The following is an 18878-nucleotide window of genomic DNA, read 5'->3' on the forward strand; positions in this document are numbered from 1 at the left end:
ATGGTGGGACACCTGGATTGGTGCGAGGTTCCGTCAGTCGACATCCGATCGCGACGGATTGGCGCAATGTGGCGGCAACGATATTGTCGTCGTATTGGGAATCAATTGGCCTTCATACAGCCCATTGACCCAGCACAAACGGCGACGTCATTTCCTGTCGCGCGCTGGCGTACGCGCCCTGCACCGGGCATGATCGGTGCCGGTTCCTGGCAGCGCCGTCGAGCGGCCAGGCGTTCATCACTGACCGGAGAATCCATGCGAATTTCAATGATCTTGTTGTCGATTGCCGGCGCTGCCGCCCTGCGGGCCTGGCCGGGCCTGCTGGTGCTGCTGTCGGTGCTGGGGACCGTCGTTGCGGCGCCAGCCCAGGCGCGATCCGGTGCTGCTGATGCCGGCCGCACGCAGGCCGCTTACCGCGTGATCAATCTGGGCCCGGGGGCAATCGCGGCCTATCCGCACATCAATGCCGCCGGGCAGGTTGCGTTCTCGCTCACCAACGACAACCGCACATCTGGGTTCTTTTACGATGGCAATGTTGTGCGGCAGATCGGTTCGTCGGGCGGCCATACTGTGTACGTGAATGGCCTGAATGATGCAGGGCAGATCGCTGGCACGGCGGTCAACGAAGACAGCGTCGAGAACGCCTTCTTCTGGAGCGCAGGCAGCGGCATGGTCGATATCCGCGTCGAGCAGGGTCGTGGCCGTTCATACGGCTGGGCCATCAACCACCATGGCGTCGTGACCGGCGCGTTCGGCGCTGCCGGGCATCCTTTCCGCTGGAGCATGGCGGGCGGCCTCGAAGACCTGGGCGTCACGCCCGCCATCCCGGCGCCTGCGGCCGGGCGGGTACTCAACGACGCCGGCCTGATCGCCGGCGTGACCACGATCGACGACGAAGTCACGCGGGTGTTTGTCTGGACGCGCTCGGGCGGCGTGGTCGATATCGATACGCTCGGCAGCATCGAATCGTCGCCGGTAGCGGTCGGCGCAGGCGGCGAAGTGGCGGGCAACCGGCTCGCGTTGCAAGACGACGCCGGTGATCACCCGTTCCTGTGGACCCGCTCTACCGGCATGGTCGATCTGGGCACGGGTCCCGGCACGTCGGCATGGGTGAATGCGATGACGCCCGGCCTGCAAATCGCGGGCGCAATCGGTTATGGGGACGGTCGCCAGCGCGCAATGTCATGGACGCGCCAGGGCGGCATGCGCGAGCTGGGCACACTGGGCGGCCGGACTTCGGTAGCGCAGGATGTCAATGCGAAGGGGCAGATCGTTGGCTTTGCCGAGGATGGGGCCGGCGCCATGCGCGCGTTTGTCTGGCGCGCCGACAATGGCATGCGCGACCTGAACCAGTCCCTGCGCCATGCGCCGCCAGGCCTGGTGCTGGAGCACGCGCTGGCGATCAACGACAGTGGCGCGATCGTGGCCACCTCGAATGCCGGGCTGGTGCTGCTGCGGCCTGATCGTGGATGCAGGTGCGGGCATCCGCTCGGCCAGCTGGAGGCGCCGCGCAGCGTCGCAGTTGGGGCGACGCTGCAGGCGTCGGTGGCATGGGTCGATGGCGACCGGGTCGGCACGCGCAGCGTCGAATGGTCGTGGGGTGACGGCAGCGGCGGCTCAGCACGCGTGCTGACCAAGGCAGATGGCGCAGGCCAGGCAACGGCCTGGCATGGCTTCTCGGCGCCGGGCCGCTACCAGGTGACGGCCACCGTGGTCGGCCGCGATGGCCGCCGCACGGTGGTCGGGCGCGAGGTGGCCGTCATGCCGGCGCGCGCTGAGCTCGCGCACTGATTCGCGCAGCGCGACCGGCGCTCAATCCTGATCCTGACCATCGCGCCGGGTTGCCGACGTTGTCGTGCGCCGACAGCGTTCCGAGCAGTACTTGACCTGGTCCCAGTCGCGCGCCCACTTCTTGCGCCACGCGAACGCAAGCCCGCAATGGGCGCAGATTTTAGACGGCAGCTCGGATTTTTTCCGCATTTTCATGCGAAGATTGTACGCACGCAGGCGAGGACTTGCCAGGCGTGTGCAGGCGTGCGGCGTCGGCCGACGCATGTCGTTGATCTTGCGATAGAACTAACACCTGTCGAACCAATCCAAGATGTTTGGCCCCTGTTCCGACTGGCGTGTCACATCAGGTGCCTTGTGACAGCGCCGACCCGGTGCAATGCTGCAGGAGAGAACATGAACTCCGATAACCCTGATGGCTTGATCACGGACGAGTTTGAAAAGGCCTGTGCACTCGAGCCGATTCACCTGTTGGGCACCGTGCAGTCGTACGGATTCCTGATGGTGCTGGCTGTGGACAGTGGCCGCATCATTCAGGTATCGGAAGGGGTCGTGCGCCATGTGCCGCAACTGCACGATGCCGGCGCGCTGATCGGTCAGCCGGTTGCCGACTGGGTCTTGTTTCCGGATCCGCAGGGCATGCCCGATTTCGACACACTGCCTGAAACCGGGCCGCTGGTGCTGCCCTGGCGCCTGCGGCTCGAACACGATGGCCCCTGCGCGCCGCAGACGGCAGTGCCTGCGGCATCTTTGTGGGAATGCCTTGGCCACCGCAGGGGGCGACTGGCCATCCTCGAGTGGTTGCCTGTCCAACCGGCCACCGACAGCGCCTCGACCGAAAGCCGGATGTTTGCCGACTTCGCCGGGGTGATTGCACGGCTGCGTCGTGCCGACAGGCTTGGCACGTTCTTCGGGGAATGCGCCGCACTGGTCCAGTCGTTCACCGCGTTCGATCGCGTCGTGGTGTACCGGTTCCTTCCGGATGGTTGCGGCGAAGTAGTGGCCGAATGTACCTCGCCCGGTGGCCAGCCGAAGTACCTTGGACTGCGTTTCCCCGCCAGCGATATCCCGCTGCAGGCGCGCCAGCTGTATCTGTCGAACAAGCTGCGGGTGGTGGCAGACGTTCATGCATCGATGGACCGGCTGGTGCCGCCCGTCCTGCCCGATGGCGCAATGCTCGACCAGAGTCACTGCATGCTGCGCGGACCGTCCGAGGCGCATCTGGCCTACCTGCACAATATGGCGGTGCAGGCCACCCTGACAGTGTCGATCGTTTGCGATGGCACATTATGGGGACTGATCGCGTGCCACCACGACACGCCCAAGACCCCGCCCCACCAGGTCAGGGAAGGCATGCGCCAGGTGTGCACCTTGCTGGGCGACATCACCAACATGCGCATCGAGGCCCTGTCAAACATGGAGACCATGATGCGGCGCCTCTCCCTGGACCGCCTGATCAACGAATTTCACCAGGCTGCGATCCAGCGCGGCGACCTGCCGGCAGTGCTCGATGCCTGGGCGCCCAAGATTCTTCAAGCCTTCGGGGCGAGCAGCCTGGGCGTGCGGATCGGCGCACTGTCCTACTCGAGCGGCAGCGCACGGCAGCACGGACCTGCGCAGGGCATACTCGACGAGATCGAGGGCAAGCTCGACAAAGGCACGATCCGCCGGCGCGTTCTGATGGAGACCGATTTGCTCGTGTCGCCGGAACGCGCGCTTGCCTCGCTGCCCGACACTGCCGGGCTGCTGCTGGTTCAGCGATCCAAGCCCGATCTGACATTCGCCTGCCTGGGCCGCCCCGAACACCGGCACGAAGTACGCTGGGGCGGCAAGCCCGAGAAAGGCGATGCAATGGTTTCTCCCGATGGCATGGTGCACCTGCAGCCACGGCGCTCCTTCGCATTGTGGCGCGAGATGGTACGGGGTCATGCCGAGCCCTGGACCCAGGTCGAGGTCGATGCGCTGCAGGATTTCCTGCGCGTTCTGAACGAAGTCCACAAGGCGCACGTCAACCGCACACTGCAGGAAAAGCTGCACTGGCGCGCCCACCACGATCATCTGACCGGTCTGTATAACCGGCACGCGATCGAGGAGGCGATCACGCAGCGCCTCGAGGAGGGGGACTACGACTGCGCCATGATGCTGCTCGACCTGGACCATTTCAAGAACATCAACGACACCTATGGCCATGCGACAGGCGATCTGGTACTGCAGCAACTCGGCTTGCGGCTGAAAACAGTCACCCGCGAATTCGACTTGCTGGCGCGGCTGGGCGGGGACGAGTTCCTGTTGCTGCTACAGATTCCTTCCCCCAGCGCCACGTCCAGCATGATTTTTTCGGAGCAGCTGCACCAGGCCGTCACACGTCCCTTCGAAGTCGGCGAGCATCGTTTGCGCCTCAGCATCTCCGTCGGTATCGCTATTCCGCCTGTTCACGGCACGACCATCAGCGAGTTGCTGCGCCATGCCGACCTGGCCTTGTACCAAGCCAAATCCCTGGGCCGTTCACGCAGTGCCGTGTTCGAGATGTCGATGGCGTCGGACCACCTGGATTCGTTCCTGCTCGAGCGCGACCTCCACGATGCCGTGGAGTACAACCAGCTCGCACTGGTCTATCAACCGAAGGTCGACCTGTCCAGCCATAAAGTGGTGGGCCTGGAAGCACTCGTGCGCTGGAACCATCCGACACGCGGCCAGAGTGGTCCGACGACATTTATCCCCATCGCCGAACGCAGCAACCAGATCATCGGCATTGATCGCTGGGTCATGCGCACCGTCATTGCCGAGCAGGCGCAATGGCAAAATGCAGGCCGGTTGCTGCTGCCGATCGCGATCAATCTCTCGATCGCGGATATCCTGTCACCCGACTTGAAGGACTACGTGCTGCAATTGCTCGACGAATATCACGTGGCGCCCGACGCGCTGGAAATCGAGCTGACGGAATCGAGCATCATGCGCGAACTCGAGCTGACCCAGACCGTATTGAAGGGCATGAACGACAATGGCATCGTGACCTCGCTGGACGACTTCGGTACCGGCTTTTCGTCACTCAGTTATTTGCGTCAGTTGCCGTTGCAGTGCCTGAAAATCGACAAGTCGTTCACGCAAAATCTTTTGCAGGATCCGAACGCCGAGAAGGTGACCGAGGCCATCATCGCCATGGGCCTTGCCTTGAAAATGACGCTGGTAGCCGAAGGCATCGAGACGCAGAGCCAGATGAATTGGATGCTCAACCATGGTTGCCACATCGGCCAGGGCTATTTCTTCAGCCCGCCCGTGCCGATGCAGGAGGTACACCATGTCATCGATCGGGTCGAGCTGCAGTTAAGCGCCTGAGCGAGGCGCATCGGCTGGCCTCGCACCAGTCCTTCAGCCTTTCTTCTGCGCCGCGATCCAGCGATCGGTCGCCGCTTCCAGCACGTCGAGCGGCACCGCGCCGTGCGACAGCACTTCGTTATGGAAAGCGCGCAGGTCAAAGTCCTTGCCCAGCGTTTTCTCAGCGCGTGCGCGCAGTTCGCGCAGCTTGAGTTCACCGATCTTGTAGCTCAGCGCCTGGCCTGGCACCGCGATATAGCGCTCGACTTCCTGTACTGCCGTCACTTCGTTCTGCGGCACGTTGTCCATGAAGTAAGCGATGGCCTGTTCGCGCGTCCAGCCTTTCTCGTGGATGCCGGTGTCGACCACCAGGCGCACACCGCGCCAGATCTCGGCCGTCAGGCGCCCGATCCACTGCCACGGGTCGTCGTACATGCCGATTTCCTGGCCCAGCATTTCGCTGTACAGGCCCCAGCCTTCCGAAAATGCGGTGCTGCCGCCAAAGCGGCGGAAGGCCGGCAGGCCGGTCGTTTCCTGTGCCAGGCTGCGCTCGAAGTGGTGGCCGGGAATCGCCTCGTGCAGGAAGAACGCATTGGTGGTGAAGCGCGTGCGCGTTTCGGGCTTGTAGGCGTTGTAATAGAAGATGCCGGGGCGCTTGCCGTCGACCGAGCCGCGCTGGTACGACGCCGGCGCCGCGCTCACTTCGCGGAACGCTTCGACCGGGCGGATTTCAAACGGCGCCTTCGGCACATTCGCGAACAGCTGGCCCACCTTGGCCTCGACCTGCGGCCGCACGCCTTCATAGGCCGCCTGGATTTCTTCGCGCGACTTGAAGCGCAGCTCGGGCGCATTGTTCAGGTGGTCAAAAAACTGTCTGAGCGTGCCCTTGAACCCTACGCGCACCTTGGCCTCTTCGAACTGGGCGCGGATGCGCGCTACTTCGGACAGGCCAATGTCGTGAATCTGCGCTGGCGTCAGGTCGGTCGTGGTCGACTGGCGCGCGCGGAAGGCATACCATTCCTTGCCACCGGGCAGGGTGCCGATGCCGGCCGTGGTGCGGCCGGCTGGCAGGTAGGTGTCGCGCATGAACGCGAGCAGCTTGCGGTTGGCGGGTGCGAGCTGTTCGCGCACCAGTTTGCCGTAGGCGTCGGTCAGGCGCGCCTTGTCGGCGGCGCTGAACGAGGCCGGGAACTTCTTCACCGGGCCCATATAGGTGCTGGTCGCCAGGTCGTCACTGCCGACGCTCTCGAGCTGCGGCAAGACGCGGCTGATCAAGGCCTTCGGCATCACGATGCCCTGTTTGATACCGAGGCGCATGTCGGCAATCACGTTGTCGACCGCAGGCGCATAGCCGGCAGCGCGCGCCAGCCAGTTGTCGTAATCCTGGACGGTCTGGAACGGCTGCGTCGAGGCGCCGGAACCCAGTTGGGCCATCATCAGGTGCAGGCCCGAGAACTGGTCCACCGGCACCAGGTCGGACGGAAAGCGCAGACCATCGAGGACTTGCTGCAGGCGGTAGCGCAGCAAGTCATAGCTGATGCGGTCTTCGGCTGGCAGCGGCGCCGGATCGAACTTGGCGCTGGCGGCGAGATATTTTTCCGACAGCGCGCGGCTTTGCTTGCGCTCCTCGGCCGACGAAACGGGGCCGAAACGGTCGTTGTAGCGCGCGTCGCCATTGAAGGTCGCGGCGATCGGATTTTCGCGCAGGTAGTCTTCCCAGTAGGCGGCGTACAACTGGTTCATTTTTTCCGGTGTGGCCGGCGTCTTGACCTGGGCAATGGCGGGGAGGGCGGCGCACAGCAGGGTGCACAGGAGCAGGGGAAGCGAGCGGGTCATGGGGTCTCGTGGTGGTCGGGGCGATGCAAGAATAGCATGGGGCTGCCGGGGAATGATCGCGCAGCAGCGCGGGTCAGCCCGCGTATTGACCCGTCGTTATCGTCGCATGACGGTGATGGCACGACCTGCCTTCGGTACACTCGATGCACGTACAACCGCGGAGCACGACATCATGATGAACAGTTTGCCAGATCAATTTCATGCGCTGGTCATCGGCGCCTCGGGGACGATCGGCGCGGCCTTTGTCGATCTGCTTGAACAGTCGCCGCGCTGCGCCTCGGTACGGGGATTGCACCGTCAGTCGGTGCCCGCGATCGACTTTGCGGACGAGGCCAGTGTCGCCGCAGCGGCGCAGGCACTCGCCAGCGGGCCGCGCTACCACCTGATCGTGAATGCGACCGGTGTGCTGCACGACGGCGCAACGATGCCCGAGAAGCGCCTGGCCGATCTGAACTATCCGCAGATGCAGGCAACCTTCATGGCGAACACCTTTGGTCCGGCGCTGGTCATGCGCCATTTCGCGCCGTTGCTGGCAAGTGAACGCGCCGTCATGGCCATGTTGTCGGCCAAGGTGGGCAGCATCGGCGACAACCGCCTGGGTGGCTGGTACAGCTACCGCGCTTCGAAGGCGGCCCTGAACATGCTGATAAAAACCGCGGCGATCGAAGTGGCGCGCACGCAGAAGAACAGTGTGCTGGTCGCCCTGCATCCGGGGACCGTGAATTCACGGCTGTCGAAACCGTTTCGTGGTGAGATTATCGGGCGACCGGCTCAGGCTGCTGCCGCCGACATGCTGCAGGTACTCGATGCGCTGACGCCGGCCGACAACGGTTCGTTCAGGTCGTACAACGGCGCTGAATTGCCCTGGTAGGGCCGGTCAGCCCGTCAGCTGTGCCACCGGCACTGTCGTCTCGATGCGCAAGGTGCCATCGGGACTGCGGGTGGCGATGACGATGTCGCCCTGTTCGACGTACTTGCCGACCAGTGCGCGAATGTTCACGTCATGGGTCACCAGCACCAGGTTGCCGGGATCCTTGTACTGCGCCAGATAGGTGCGCAGCTGCGCCAGCTTGCGCTCGCGCGCTGCGTCCTCATCCTGGAACATCGAGTCGACCATCTCGCTGGGTTCGACCCGGCCGAACGCAAGCCGGGCGGTGTCGACGCAGCGGCACCAGCGGCTCGACAGCACCGGGCCGACCGGCACCGCATGCTTGCGAAAAGCTGCGCCGATGTTGGTGGCATCCGCGCGACCCGCCTGCGACAGGTTGCGCTGGGTGCCGCATACGCCGAGCTTGAAGCCGGGCGGATCACCGATGCCCGGCACCGTCGCGGCATGGCGCATCAGGATGACGTAGCCACCGCGCTGGAGCAGGGGCCATGGTGATGGGGCGGCCCCGGCAACGGGCGCTGCGCATGCCGCCAGTGCGGCGAGAAAGTGGCGTCGGTCCATGGGGGCTCTCGGTGGCGGGGCCGTTTGAATGATCAGATGGTACGCATCACGCTGTTAAAAATCATTTTCCTGGCGCATCCAGGAAGAAGATGGCGTAGACCTTGGCGCCGGATTTCTCGGTCGGCTTGTCGATCTGGATCTGCGCGCAATCCTGCGCCACCAGGCTGCGCCAGTTGACAACGCCTGCATTGGCAAACACCGAATTGACCTTGCACGCCAGACTCATGTCGAGCGCCAGGCGGGCATTGCGCTGCTCTGTTTTTGCGTAGTTGACGCCGCGGATCTCGATGCCGAAGGCGCTCATCCATGGTTCCCACAAGCCCATTTCCACACCTTGCGCCATGCGGCCCAACATGGTCTCCAGCGACAAGCCTTTCTTGACGACGTCGCGCAGCAATTGCAGTGACGGCGCCTCGCGAATGTCGGTGCTGTGCTTGCCTGCGCCGCTGTCGCCGATGGCCTTCAGCTCCTTCGAAAAGGCGGCGTCGCGCTCGGTGTAGTCACGCATGCGCTGGTAAAACTCAACGTCGAGGAAAGGATTTTCAGTCCGGCCGGCGGGCGTCTCGGCTGGCTGGCGGGTGGAAGGCTGTTTTTTATTGGTCATGGCATTGGCTTCGGAGTTTAAGGGCGCAGCATACCACTGAGCGCCATCCCGCTTGCATGCAAGAAGGATGCGGTTGCACCTTCTGCACGCGTCGTCGCCCCTTGTTGGTGACGCTCAGCCCTTACTCTTTGCGTTCCTTGAATTCACCCTCGATGACCATATCGTCGCTGCGTTCAGGCGGGCGTCGGCCAGGCATGAACTTGAAGAACGACGAGGACACCCGATCGAACAGGGTTTTGCGCAGCCACGGGAAGGCAACAAGAAAGGTCGTCACAAACCCGGTGAACAGGGCTGGCACGTACTCGCCTTGCCACACGAAGTGCAGCAGGCAGAGTGCGACCAGGGTCACCATGAGCGGGCGACGGACAGGCTTGGGCAGCAGGCCGACGAGGCGCAGCTTGCCCTGGCTAACCGAGGGAAACCTGGCAAACAGAATACCAAGCAGCAAGCCGGCCACGAACCGGCCCGTGCCGAGATACTCGGCCACGACCCCGATCACGAGGTAGCCGGTATAGGTGATCGTGCCAGCCAACACTGCCAGCAGCGCCACCACCAGGGCAAGCACCAGTTTTGGCTTGCCGATTGCCAGTTTGACGAGAAAGCCGAGGATTTGAATACTCCTGCAAATAAATAAGGAAAGATTGTCGCAAATTCTAACAGCCCGCTGATGAGGTCATCCTTAAGCCGCGCGCGCCAGCGGCTAGGTTTACCCGCCAGCGATCGCGCGCAGGGAAATCCCCGTGATGTAGGCGCCATAGGTGCCCAGTGCATAGCCCAGCACGGCGAGCAACACGCCGACCGGCGCGAGCGCCGGGTGGAAGGCGCTGGCAACCACCGGCGCCGATGCTGCCGCGCCGATATTGGCTTGCGAGCCGACCGCCATCATGAAGAGCGGTGCACGGATCAGTTTAGCCATCAGGATCATCAGGCCGCCGTGGAACGCGATCCAGATAAAGCCCAGCAGGAACAGCCAGGGGCGATCGATCAGGGCACTCAGGTCCATCTGCATGCCGATCGTGGCGACCAGAATGTACAGCATCACCGAGCCGATGCGCGAAGCACCGGCGCCTTCGAATGTACGGGCCTTGGTAAAGCTGAGCAGCAAGCCAATGGTCGTGGCGATCACGACGATCCAGAAGAAGCCCGACGTCAGGCTGTAGTCCTGCAGGCGCCACTCGGCCGGCAGCGACGTGATCCAGCCGACCAGCAGCTCCGACAGGAAATGGGACAGGCCTGTTGCGCCCAGGCCAATGGCAAGGATCACCATGATGTCGGCCGTGGTCGGGATGCGGGCGTGCTGCGCCTGGTACTGCTCGATGCTGTCACGCAAGCGGTTCAGCGCCGTGAGATCCGCGCCTGTCCAGCGATCGAATACCTGGGCCCGGCTGGCAAGGAACAACAACACGGCCGTCCACAAATTACCGACCAGCACATCGACCGCGACGAATTGGCCGAACATCGTGGCATCGACGTCAAAGACCTCGCGCATGGCAGCCTGGTTGGCACCGCCGCCAATCCAGGAGCCGGCCACCGTGGTCATGCCGCGCCAGGTGTCGCCGGCCACCGTCTCGGGATGGATCACGCGCATGGCCTCGAACGACACGAGTGCACCGAGCATGACGCCAACGGTACCGGTCAGGAACATGATGATCGCCTTGGGGCCGAGCCGCACGATCGCCTTGAAGTCGATGGCCACGCACAGCAGCACGAGAGAACTGGGCAGCAGATAGTCGCGCGCCATCGGGTAGAGGCGTGAGGCCGCGCCGTCGATGATGCCAAGCGTGTTCAGCAGTGAAGGCAGCAGGTAGCACAGCAGCAGGGCGGGTACATAGCTGTAGAACTTTTTCCAGAAACCATCCGGACGCGCTGCGGTCCACAGGACGGTACCGAGTATGGCGGCAAGCATGCCGAAGACGACGGCATCGTTGGTAATCATGGCAGCAGAAACAGGCGGCATGCGCGCTCCAGGTTATTCGTATCAGGGACCGATGACGAGCATGCATCGTGCATCGTATTGGTCGAAGAGCAACGAGTATCGCCGGGCGCAAGGGTGTCGTCAACGTCATGGACGCTGGCAGCCGGCAGCGTCAGTACAGGCACGCCGCTTAGTCTGTATTGCTTGATTGGTCTGCGCCCGGTCCTGGACTAGCCGCTGCAGCGCTGCCATGGCTGGACGTGCACCTATCTAGGAATCAACACTTTTCCGATGACATGAATGACGCCGTTGCTGGCGCGGACGTCCGTTGCCAGGATGGTGGCCGGCACCGCCGTGGTGTCGGTGATCGTCAGATTGCGGTTGATCGTGATGGTCTGGGCCGCGACCGTCGACCCGTCAAGGGCTGTCGTCGCCAGCGTGGCCACCGGCGTGCCAAACGGTATGGCAGTAGACAGGACCTGTGCCGGCAACACGTGATACGTCAGGACCGACGTGAGCTGTGACCTTGTCAGGCCCGTGGGTGCCGAGGCGAATGCGGCATTGTTGGGTGCGAAGACCGTAAAGGGGCCGCTTGCACTGAGCGCAGGTGCCAGGCCGGTTGCCACGACTGCGCCGACGAGCGAACTGAAAGAGGCCGGATTGGTCTGGGCCATCTGCACGACATTGAGCACGCCGGGTGGTATCAGGACCTTGTCGATCCCGTGGATGATGCCGTTGTCGGCGTACACATTGGCCGTCGTCACGCTGGCCCTGGCCAGGACGGCGTCGGTGAATGCCACGCCGGATGAAGTGTTCAGTGCGAGCCGGGTAGCTGCGCCGTCGACGACATAGGCTGTCGCCAGGGTTGCGCCGGCAGTGCTTAGCGCCGCCGAGGACCTGGCCCCGGGGAGCACATGGTAGCGAAGTATCTTGCCCAGGTCGGCCGCTGGAAGTGCCGCCACCATGGCGCCGGCGTTGGCAAAGCCGAGCTGTGTCGCCAGTGCGCCGAAGGCTGCGTCGGTGGGGGCCAGAACCGTCAGGTCGGCATTCGCGGCGGTCAATGTACTGGCAATGCCTGCCTTGTCGACTGCTGCCAGTAATGCTGTGAAACCATTTTTTTGAGCGACCTCAGCGACGTTGCCAAGATCGTCGTCACTGCTTCCGCAGGACGACAGAAGAACCGCCAGACTCAACGCACCCAGCCACTTCAAGACAGATCTCATGGTTGCACCTCCGGAATGAACGTCCTTTTTGGACTGAGGTTCATCTGTTGGAGTTCCGCTTCAGCATGCAACCGATGGTCGGGATCAAGCGGATACGGTGTAACTTGACGTCGCTACATCAGCTTTTCCATGGAGTTACCGGCCCGAGGATATTGCATCCTCGTCTGGCAACTCCATGCCCGTGGGGTACCGGGATTACGTCGATTCCTGGCGCGATGGCAGCTTCCAGTCCGGGCGGATGAAGTGGCAGGTGTAGCCGTTCGGAATGCGTTCCAGATAATCCTGGTGTTCCGGTTCGGCTTCCCAGAAAGGCCCTGCTGCAGCGATCTCGGTAACGGCTTTGCCGGGCCAGAGGCCGGATGCGTCGACGTCGGCAATGGTCTGTTCGGCCATCTGCTTTTGTGCATCGTCGAGATAATAGATGGCGGAGCGATAGCTCATGCCCCGGTCATTGCCCTGGCGGTTCGGGGTAGTCGGATCGTGGATCTGAAAGAAAAATTCGAGAATCCGGCGATAGCTGATCTGGCTTGGATCGAACACCAGTTCGAGCGCTTCCGCGTGCGTGCCATGGTTGCGGTAGGTCGCGTTGGGTACGTCGCCGCCGGTGTAGCCGACGCGCGTGGACAGCACGCCAGGCATGCGGCGCAGCAGATCTTCCATGCCCCAGAAGCAACCTCCGGCCAGGATCGCGGTTTCAGTTTGTTGTGTCATTGATGTCCTTTGCTTGGATGAGTCATGAGTCGATAACGTCTATCTTCCCACGTTGATGCATTCGCCGTCGCACCTGCCCTGTTTTTGGCAAATGGCAGCGTTGCAGCCCACCGGCACTGCTGCATTCAACGGAGCCCAGCAACGGCGCGGACGACGCTGATTGACACATCGACGTGTCGGGCCGTGAACATCAGCGGGCGGGCAGTTGCAGACTCATGGATTGTTCAAGATGGGGCCCATGGCCCGCATAAGCAAGTCCAGCAGCAGTGGCGTGCGTGCCGGCCAGTGCGCTCAGGATCAGCTGCGCGGCTTCCGCTGGCGCATCCCAATGCGGGAAATGGCCACAGCGTTCGAACCAGTGCAACTGAGCATCCGGAAACAAGGCCAGTGCCCGCTTCGCCTGCCATGGGAAACAAACCCGGTCACGTCGTCCCCAACCAATGACGAGCGGCTGCGTGATGCTGTTGCGGGGCGCGCCTTGCTGCTCCTCGCCATACGCGAGCTGGGCCAGCATTTCGTCAAACACCGGTGAGGCTACATAGCTGCACAATTCATCGGTCACGATGTCCGGCGCCAGCTCCGTTGGCCGGGAAGAAAATTGCGCCAGCAACAGCGCGCGGCCAATCGGGTTGGCGCAGACCGCCGGCAACACGGGGCGCAGCAGCCGCAGCAGCCGGATCGACAAGTAAATCGAGCTGAAGAATGCATGACGCTCCCACCCCTGCCAGAACCCGCCCGGATTGAGCGCCACCACGCCGCCAACGACGCCACCGCGGCGCGCCAATTCCAGCACCAGTCGCGCGCCCATCGAGCTGCCGACTGCATCGATGCCGGTCAAGCCCTGGGCGTGGAGGAAGGCCGCCGTTTCATCCGCCAGCGTGCGGATCGAGGTTTCGCCATGGAGTCTCGGTGTCTGGCCAAAGCCGGGCAGGTCCACCGCGATGACTTCGCGCCGGCTTGCGAGATCGGCCAGGATGGGATTCCAGCTCTGCCAATGGCCACCGAGGCCATGAATCAGAAGCAATGGTTTGCCGTTGCCGCAGCGAATGTGATGCATGATCGATCTCCCATCGCACGGGTGTGCGTAGGCTGCAAGCGTACCGCAGCGTGCATAACGACTGCGTCCGTTAGGATGATCGCCAGCCAGTAACGGTGAACGCAGGCAGGTAGCCGTCAATACGCTTGAGGCGTTATCATTACGTCCATGATGCCAGTCATGCAAGATGCGTGACCAGCAACAGCATCCGCCCCGACGAGGATGGATCGACGACTGAACACCGGAGCAATGCATGAAAGTGAAGGCTATTTTGCCCGGGGCAATCGCAGCCGCCGCGCTTGTGGCGCTGACCCTGCCCGCGCGGGCCGATACCGGCATCGACTATGCTGAGGCGCTGCGCCGGGTGCAAACCAGTGCGGGTGCGGTGAACGGCGCCCGGCTTGATTTCCAGGCCAGGCAATTGCAGGCCGAGGCGCTGCGCCGCATCGATGGCCCGGATGTGCGCCTGTCCGGCTTTGCCGGGCGGGTCTCGACCACCCTCAGCGTCGACACCGGCGCCATTACGCAGCTGGCCAACCCGGTGCTCGACTCGCTGCCGCCGCTGCCAGCTTTGAACCTGCCGGAGATCCCGCCGGCCATCAATGTCGACCGCGTGTTCAACGTGCATTCGCTCGGCCTGAACACGGTCTGGCCGCTCTACACGGGTGGGCGCCTCGATGCGGTCAAACAGATCGCCGCCGGCCGCGCGGACGAAGCCCATGCGAGCGTGCAGGCGGCCGTGGACGATGCCTCGATCCACCTGGCGCAGCGCTATTTCACAGTGCAACTTGCCGCCAAGGCCAGCCAGTTGCGCAGCTCGGCGGCAGAGCTTGCCAAAGAACACCAGCGCATGGCGCGCAAGATGGAGCGTAGCGGGCTGATCGCAAAGGTCGAGCGCCTGAAAGCCGATGTCGCCGTCGACAATGCGGTCAGGGAAGCGGCCAAGGCGGGCAGCGACCTCGAGATCGCGCAGCTCGCGCTGCGCCGCCTGCTTGACGCGCACGGCGCCGTCACGCCGACCACGCCGCTGTTCGTGCATGCGGAGTCGCCGGGCTCGCTGGCCTCGTTCATCGATGCGGCCATGGCGTCGAACGCGGCCTGGAAACAGATTGCAGGCAAGCGAAAACAGGCAGACGGGGCCCTGCAACTGCAGGGTCGGGAATTCAGCCCCACCGTCATCGGGATCGCCAACTATAACCTCAACCGTGGCAGCTCCAGCCGCGCCAACTGGCTGGTCGGGGTGTCGGTCAGCGTCCCGCTGGTCGAGCGCATCGACCGCGCAAAAATGACCGCCGCCGCCCGGCTCGAGCAGCAACGCGTCGAGGTCGCGGCAGAACAGGCAGGGCGCGATATCCCGACCCTGGCTGAAAGCCAGTGGCGCACCATGGAGGATGCCCGCCAGCGCTACCTGGCGATGGGGTCCGCAATCGAACTGGCAGCCGAGACGCAGCGCCTGGCGCAGGTAGGGTTCCAGAACGGGCAGGCCACGTCGACCGATGTCGCCGATGCGTCGCTCAACTACACCAAAACGTCCCTCGAGCGCGCCCAGGCTGGCTACGACTACGTCATGGCGCTGGCCAAATTGCTGGGCACCAGCGGCGAGCCTGAGCGCCTCGGCGTGCTGTCCCGGACCGCCACGCACATCGTCGACCTCACGAAAGAATAAGCATCATGGCAAAACCTTCCACCAAAGGCCTGCTTGCCGGCGGCACCGGCATCGTCATTCTCGCCCTGCTCGGCTGGGGCCTGTACCTGGCCTTCCAGCCGGTCCGCGATCCGCTCCAGGGCCAGATCGAGGCGCAGGAAATCAATGTGGCGTCGAAGGTCCCGGGGCGGGTTGGCCAGGTCCATGTGCAGCTGGGCCAGCGTGTCGCCCGCGGCGATCTGCTGTTCGAGCTCGACAGCCCTGAAGTGCGGGCCAAGGTGGCGCAGGCCGAAGCCGCGCGCGACGCGGCGCGCGCGACCAGCCAGAAGGTGGAGGCCGGCGCGCGGCCGGAAGAAATCGTCGCCGCGCGCGCCAACTGGGAGCGCGCCGAGGCGGGCGCCAGGCTCGCCAGGATCACGTTCGAGCGCATCGGGGCGATGTATGCCGAAGGTGTGGTCGCGCGCCAGAAACGCGACGAGGCCGAAGCCCAGGCGCGCTCGGCGAGCGAGCTGGCCACCGCCGCTCGCGCCCAATACGTGCTGGCACGCCAGGGCGCCCGTGCCGAAGACCGCCAGGCCGCCGAGGCGCAAGCACGGCAGGTGGCGGGCGTCGCGGATGAAGCAGGCGCCGCGCTCGACGAGACGCGCATCACCGCGCCCGCCGCGGGCGAGGTGACCAAGCTCGCGATCCAGGCCGGTGAGCTGGCGCCGCAGGGCTTTCCCGTCATTACCCTGGTCGACCTGGCCGATGTCTGGGCCGTGGTTGCCGTGCGCGAAGATGCATTCAAGGCGTATGCGCAGGGTTCGGTGCACCAGGCCACCATCCCCGCGCTCAACACACGGGTCCAGTTCAAGGCCACTACGGTGTCCGCCTTGCCGGCCTTCGCCACCTGGCGCGCGGCGCGCCCGGGCGGCACCGATCTGCGCACCTTCGAGGTCAGGCTGCGCCCGACCACCGTGGTGCCCGGACTGCGCCCGGGAATGACGGTCGTATTCGATCACTGAGCGCGGCCGATGACCCGATCCGGCAACGCCATCGCATCGTCCTTGCGGCGCGAATGGGCACGCCTGCGCGCCGATCCGTGGGATATCGCCATGCTGGGCGCGATTCCGCTCGCGCTCTACCTGCTGACATGGTGGATCTTCTCGGCCGGCGTGGCGCGCGACCTGCCGCTGGTGGTGCATGACCGCGACCACACCGTCGTCTCGCGCAACCTCATCCGCATGCTCGACGCCTCGCCCGGCCTGAACGTGGTGCTCGCGGCAGACAACGAGGCCGAGGCGCTGCGCCTGATCCGCGCGCGCGAGGCATTCGGCCTGGTGTCGATTCCTGCAGATCTGCAGGAATCGGTGCTTGCGGGCCGCGGTGCCAAGGTCCAGTGGGCCTATAACGCCCAGTTCTCGGCGCATTCGGGCAGCATGACGCGTGACGTGCGCGCCGTGGTGGCCACCCTGTCGGCGGGCATCGAACTGCAAGCGCGCGCGCGCCGCGGCGCTGGCCCCGGCCAGGCCGGCGTGCAGATCGAGCCGGTGCAAACCCGCATCAGCACGCTGTTCAATGAAAACGGGAGCTACATCCCGTCGCTTGCATTGCCGGTGGCCTTTACGCTATTGCATATGTTCGTGACGCTGGCGGCGGTGACGGCAATTGGCCGCGAATTTCGCGCCGCCACCGTGCCCGACTGGCTGGCCGCCGCCCACGGCAAGCCTGCTGTGGCCCTGCTAGGGAAATTGCTCATCCCTTGCGCCTGCTTCGCCGTGCATGCGCTGTTGCTGTTCGTCTTGTTTGGCGTCGTGCTGCGCTGGCCGGTGCAGGGGAGCGCCACGGCCATGCTGGCGGGCACCGCCCTGTTCATCACGGCCTGCCTCGCGCTTGGCGCGGCGATCGCCGTCTTCACCTCATCGCTGCGCGCGGCGCTGTCGGCCAGCGCCTTCATCACGGCGCCCGCGTTCGCGTTCGCCGGCCAGGGCTTCCCGCTGCTGTCGATGCCGCTGAGCGCGCGCATCTGGGCCGAATCCCTGCCATTGACACACTATCTGCACATGCTGAACAACACCTGGACCGGGGGCGCGCCGCTGCGCTACAACCTGGCGCACCTGGCGATCCTGCTGGCCTTTACCCTTGGCCTGGGCATGGCTGCCTGGCTGCGCCTGGCGCGCCGCATGCACCAGCCAGCCACCTGGGGCAAGCAATGAGCGCCCCGCGCCGCGCCTGGGGCGCGTTCGTGCTGACCTGGCAAGCCATCCTGCGGGACAAGGCGGCGCTGCTGCTGTTTTTCATTTCCGGCATCATCTATTCGTTTTTCTATCCGCTGCCCTATAGTACCGAGACGGTGCGCCGGGTGCCGGTCGCGGTGGTCGACCAGGACCAGTCGGCCCTGTCGCGCCAGCTGATCCGCTATGCCGGGGCGCACCCTGGCCTGGTCGTGGCGGGCGTCAGCACGCGGCCGGAAGATGCACAGGCGCTGATCTGGCAGGGCAAGGCTGCCGGCGCGCTGTTCATTCCCGCCGACTTCAGCCGCAAGGTGCTGGCCGGCATGCAGCCCGAAGTGGAGGTCAGCGGCCACGGTTCCTATCCTTTGCTGAACAAGGTGGTCCTGAACGGCCTGGCCGAGGTCGCCGGCACGGTGTCCGCCGGTATCGAACTCAAGCGTCTTGGCGCGGCGACCCCATCGGGCATGCAGGCCGAGGCGGCGCGCCAGCCGCTGGCCGTTGAGGCGCTGCCCCTGTTCAATGTGCGCGAAGGCTATGCCTCGTATGTCGTGCCTGGTGTCATGGTGCTGGTCATGCAGCAAACCTTCCTGCTCGGGATCGGGCTGTTGTTCGGCAGCTGGGCGAGCGACAAATCCTTCCCTTACGGGCAGGACGCGGCCTCGTATTGCGGCGCCCTGAGTGCGTTTGCGCTGGTCGTGGTGCTCAATGCGCTGTACTTCTTTGGCTTTGTCTTCTGGTGGCAGGATTATCCGCGCGGCGGCAACCTGGCGGGCACGGCCATGCTGACCCTGCTGTTCGCCTATAGCGTGGCGGCATTGGGCATGTTGATCGGCATGTTCTTCCGCACCCGCGAGCGCAGCATGCAGCTGCTCGTTGCCACCTCGTTGCCCATCATGTTCCTGTCGGGCCTGACCTGGCCTGCAAGCGCCATCCCGCTGCCGCTGCGTGCACTTGGCGCGCTGTTGCCGTCAACTGCGGCGATCCAGGGCTTCGTCGCCACCAACCAGATGGGCGCCTCTCTGCACGAGGTGCGCATGGAGCTTGCCATGATGCTCGGCCTGGCGCTGGTGTTCGCCGTTGTCGGCCTGGTCAAATGGAGGCGCATGCCTGCGGGGCAGTAGCAGGCGCCAGCGCGGCGCCGT

16 protein-coding genes are annotated in these 18878 nt (G+C 64.4%); 7 read left to right on the top strand and 9 right to left on the bottom strand.

From position 1 onward, the window contains the following. The first annotated feature begins 255 nt into the window (after positions 1–255). Positions 256–1791: a hypothetical protein gene (locus tag ACZ0AJ_RS22670; protein WP_499456633.1), complete on the top strand. Its 1536-nt coding sequence runs from the start codon at positions 256–258 to the stop codon at positions 1789–1791. 21 nt (positions 1792–1812) lie between these two features. On the opposite strand, the gene ACZ0AJ_RS22675 is transcribed toward ACZ0AJ_RS22670, so the two are convergent. Continuing rightward, positions 1813–2055 carry a DUF2256 domain-containing protein gene (locus ACZ0AJ_RS22675; RefSeq protein ID WP_499456634.1) on the bottom strand — a complete coding sequence of 81 codons (243 nt, stop codon included), beginning with the start codon at positions 2053–2055 and terminating at the stop codon, positions 1813–1815. Between ACZ0AJ_RS22675 and ACZ0AJ_RS22680 the strand changes: the two genes are divergently transcribed. Continuing rightward, positions 1939–5124 carry a bifunctional diguanylate cyclase/phosphodiesterase gene (locus ACZ0AJ_RS22680; RefSeq protein WP_499456635.1) on the top strand — a complete coding sequence of 1062 codons (3186 nt, stop codon included), beginning with the start codon at positions 1939–1941 and terminating at the stop codon, positions 5122–5124. The two genes, ACZ0AJ_RS22675 and ACZ0AJ_RS22680, sit on opposite strands and share 117 nt — an antisense overlap. A gap of 33 nt (positions 5125–5157) precedes the next feature. Here ACZ0AJ_RS22680 and ACZ0AJ_RS22685 read toward each other — a convergent pair whose 3' ends face one another. Then, positions 5158–6939: a DUF885 domain-containing protein gene (locus ACZ0AJ_RS22685; RefSeq protein ID WP_499456636.1), complete on the bottom strand. Its 1782-nt coding sequence runs from the start codon at positions 6937–6939 to the stop codon at positions 5158–5160. A gap of 175 nt (positions 6940–7114) precedes the next feature. Between ACZ0AJ_RS22685 and ACZ0AJ_RS22690 the strand changes: the two genes are divergently transcribed. After that, positions 7115–7810 carry an SDR family NAD(P)-dependent oxidoreductase gene (locus tag ACZ0AJ_RS22690; RefSeq protein WP_499456747.1) on the top strand — a complete coding sequence of 232 codons (696 nt, stop codon included), beginning with the start codon at positions 7115–7117 and terminating at the stop codon, positions 7808–7810. 6 nt (positions 7811–7816) lie between these two features. Here the strand turns inward: ACZ0AJ_RS22690 and ACZ0AJ_RS22695 are convergent, their stop codons facing one another. The 7 genes from ACZ0AJ_RS22695 to ACZ0AJ_RS22725 all read right to left on the bottom strand — a co-directional run bounded on the left by ACZ0AJ_RS22695 (position 7817) and on the right by ACZ0AJ_RS22725 (position 13899). Continuing rightward, positions 7817–8389 carry a histidine phosphatase family protein gene (locus tag ACZ0AJ_RS22695; RefSeq protein ID WP_499456637.1) on the bottom strand — a complete coding sequence of 191 codons (573 nt, stop codon included), beginning with the start codon at positions 8387–8389 and terminating at the stop codon, positions 7817–7819. Positions 8390–8450: 61 nt separating this feature from the next. Further along, the gene (locus ACZ0AJ_RS22700; protein WP_499456639.1) at positions 8451–8993 is read right to left on the bottom strand and encodes a hypothetical protein; all 543 of its coding nucleotides are present in this window, start codon (positions 8991–8993) and stop codon (positions 8451–8453) included. A 121-nt stretch (positions 8994–9114) separates the two neighbouring features. Continuing rightward, on the bottom strand, positions 9115–9558 hold the full coding sequence (locus ACZ0AJ_RS22705) for an FxsA family protein (RefSeq protein WP_499456640.1): 444 nt from the start codon (positions 9556–9558) through the stop codon (positions 9115–9117). A gap of 141 nt (positions 9559–9699) precedes the next feature. Next, on the bottom strand, positions 9700–10950 hold the full coding sequence (locus tag ACZ0AJ_RS22710) for a DUF819 family protein (protein ID WP_499456641.1): 1251 nt from the start codon (positions 10948–10950) through the stop codon (positions 9700–9702). A gap of 224 nt (positions 10951–11174) precedes the next feature. Next, positions 11175–12119 (bottom strand): fasciclin domain-containing protein, encoded by a 945-nt coding sequence (locus ACZ0AJ_RS22715; protein ID WP_499456642.1) that lies wholly within the window; start codon positions 12117–12119, stop codon positions 11175–11177. 207 nt (positions 12120–12326) lie between these two features. Then, positions 12327–12842 carry a peptide-methionine (S)-S-oxide reductase MsrA gene (msrA, locus tag ACZ0AJ_RS22720; protein ID WP_499456643.1) on the bottom strand — a complete coding sequence of 172 codons (516 nt, stop codon included), beginning with the start codon at positions 12840–12842 and terminating at the stop codon, positions 12327–12329. Positions 12843–13032: 190 nt separating this feature from the next. Beyond that, positions 13033–13899: an alpha/beta fold hydrolase gene (locus tag ACZ0AJ_RS22725; RefSeq protein WP_499456644.1), complete on the bottom strand. Its 867-nt coding sequence runs from the start codon at positions 13897–13899 to the stop codon at positions 13033–13035. 232 nt (positions 13900–14131) lie between these two features. On the opposite strand from ACZ0AJ_RS22725, the gene ACZ0AJ_RS22730 reads away from it, so the two are divergent. From ACZ0AJ_RS22730 to ACZ0AJ_RS22745, 4 genes are read left to right on the top strand one after another with little or no spacing between them, the layout of a single operon-like run. After that, the gene (locus ACZ0AJ_RS22730; RefSeq protein WP_499456646.1) at positions 14132–15544 is read left to right on the top strand and encodes a TolC family protein; all 1413 of its coding nucleotides are present in this window, start codon (positions 14132–14134) and stop codon (positions 15542–15544) included. A 5-nt stretch (positions 15545–15549) separates the two neighbouring features. Continuing rightward, positions 15550–16527: an HlyD family secretion protein gene (locus ACZ0AJ_RS22735; protein ID WP_499456647.1), complete on the top strand. Its 978-nt coding sequence runs from the start codon at positions 15550–15552 to the stop codon at positions 16525–16527. Positions 16528–16536: 9 nt separating this feature from the next. Then, on the top strand, positions 16537–17718 hold the full coding sequence (locus tag ACZ0AJ_RS22740) for an ABC transporter permease (RefSeq protein ID WP_499456649.1): 1182 nt from the start codon (positions 16537–16539) through the stop codon (positions 17716–17718). After that, complete coding sequence (locus tag ACZ0AJ_RS22745) at positions 17715–18857, top strand: ABC transporter permease (RefSeq protein ID WP_499456650.1); 1143 nt, start codon at positions 17715–17717, stop codon at positions 18855–18857. The genes ACZ0AJ_RS22740 and ACZ0AJ_RS22745 overlap by 4 nt, the downstream gene beginning before the upstream one ends. Positions 18858–18878 lie beyond the last annotated feature (21 nt).

It is taken from the genome of Telluria sp. AC161, from assembly GCF_979258535.1.